The sequence below is a fragment of the Mesorhizobium sp. M7A.F.Ca.CA.004.06.1.1 genome, from assembly GCF_003999135.1.
In the GTDB taxonomy this organism is placed as follows: Bacteria; Pseudomonadota; Alphaproteobacteria; order Rhizobiales; family Rhizobiaceae; genus Mesorhizobium.
Window position 1 is genome coordinate 1 of the sequence record NZ_RZPQ01000983.1, and the last position, 1,797, is coordinate 1,797.

General features: G+C 60.8%; 2 protein-coding genes. One reads left to right on the plus strand and one right to left on the minus strand.

From position 1 onward, the window contains the following. Positions 1-16 precede the first annotated feature (16 nt). On the plus strand, positions 17-1,027 hold the full coding sequence (locus tag EN906_RS32950; protein WP_127267147.1) for a magnesium and cobalt transport protein CorA: 1,011 nt from the start codon (positions 17-19) through the stop codon (positions 1,025-1,027). Between the two features lie 159 nt (positions 1,028-1,186). On the opposite strand, the gene EN906_RS32955 is transcribed toward EN906_RS32950, so the two are convergent. Beyond that, complete coding sequence (locus tag EN906_RS32955; protein ID WP_127267146.1) at positions 1,187-1,705, minus strand: GcrA family cell cycle regulator; 519 nt, start codon at positions 1,703-1,705, stop codon at positions 1,187-1,189. Between the last annotated feature and the right edge of the window lie 92 nt (positions 1,706-1,797).

Genomic DNA, 1,797 nt, shown 5'->3' on the forward strand with positions numbered 1-1,797 from the left:
GCTCCGGGAGGTCGTGATGGAAAATGCTCGGAACCTGACCCCGGCGCCTGGGCCGATATCCGGCATTATCGCTTGCGGCGTCTACACGGCGGGGCGCCGCATCGCCGACATTCCCATCGAGGAAGCCGGCGAATGGGCAAAGAAATCCGGTCATGTCGTCTGGATCGGCCTTTTGGAGCCCGACCGTAACCTGTTGCTGCGCGTCCAGGCGCAGTTTCACCTGCATGAGTTGGCGATCGAGGATGCCGAGCACCCGCACCAGCGGCCGAAGATCGAGCAATATGGCGACGCCTTGTTCATCGTCGCCCGCACGGCGCAGTTGATCGACGGTCGGGTCACTTTCGGCGAGACCCATTTGTTCGTCGGCTCAGGCTACATCGTCAGCGTCAGGCACGGTCCCTCGACGTCCTATGCCGCCGTTCGTCAGCACTGGGAAAGCTGCCCGCACTCGCTGGCCAAGGGTGAGGATTTCGTCCTCTATGCCATTCTCGATTTCATCGTCGACAATTACATGCCGGTGCTCGAGCAGATCGAGGACGAAGTCGAGGCGATCGAGGACAAGGTTCTGCTGAAGCCGATGACCGCTCCCGACATCGAACGGCTCTATATGCTGCGCCGCGATCTCCTGCGCCTGCGCAATGCCGCGCTTCCGCTGGTCGAAGTCTGCCGACGGCTGACCAGCGCCGAGCTGCCGCAGATACATACCGCCATGCACCCGCTGTTCCGCGACGTGACCGACCACATCCGCACCGTCCAGGAGAAGATCGACAGCCTGCGCGAAGTGCTGGCGTTCGCTTTCGAGGCCAGCCTCCTAGTCGGCCAGAGTCAGGAAACGGCGAACACCAAGAAACTCGCCTCATGGGCCGCCATCCTGGCGGTGCCGACGGCGCTCGCAGGCATCTACGGCATGAACTTCGACAGTATGCCGGAACTGAAGATGGAGTACGGCTACCCGGTGGTGCTGACCGCGATCGCGGTGATCTGCACGTTCCTCTACTGGCGGTTCAGGAAGAACGGTTGGCTGTGAAAGAGAGCGAATAGCGAATAGGGAGTAGCGAATAGCGAACACAAAAACGGCTTGCTTCCTGTGACGGAAGGCAAGCCGTTTCTATTCGCTATTCGCTATTCGCTATTCGCTATTCGCTATTCGCTATTCGCTATTCGCTATTCGCTATTCGCTATTCGCTCAGCGACTCCGCCGCCGCTCCGATGCCGGCTGGAACGCCACGCGGGCGTGGTATTTGCAGTAGGGTCCGGTTTCGGCGGCTTCGTTGCCGCAGAAATGGAAGTCCTCTGAAAGCGGGTCACCGTTCGGCCATTTGCAGGTGCGCTCGGTCAGTTCGACCAGCTGCAGATGCCGCGAGATCGGCAGCACGACATTCTCAACCGGACGGATGTAATGGCGTGCCACGGGTTCGGCGTCGAACTGCGTCTGCAAGGCGGTCGCGCCGATCGATGTCGTGACATGGCGTGCCGTGGTTGCAGCGCGTGATACCGATTTCTGGACGGTCGATCCTTGCGCTGCCTTCTTCTGGCGTGCCGGTGTGGCGGTCGAGCGTCCGCGGCCCGACAGTTTCAGCCGATGCACCTTCCCGATGACCGCGTTGCGGCTGACCCCTCCAAGCTGCGCAGCAATCTGGCTTGCGCTCAGACCCTCCGACCACAGTTTTCTCAAGAGTTCTACCCGCTCGTCAGTCCAGTTCATGAGACCGCGCTCCTCTAAGCGTGCGGCAATCGGAATCCTTCTCCCGACCCGGCAACATTTGCCGGGGCAGACACCACATATATCTGGTGATT

What these genes read in the sequence shown, in the direction of transcription:
- EN906_RS32955 (WP_127267146.1), bottom strand. Translation starts at nt 1,705, where the DNA reads ATGAACTGGACTGACGAGCGGGTAGAACTCTTGAGAAAACTGTGGTCG.
- EN906_RS32950 (WP_127267147.1), top strand. Translation starts at nt 17, where the DNA reads ATGGAAAATGCTCGGAACCTGACCCCGGCGCCTGGGCCGATATCCGGC.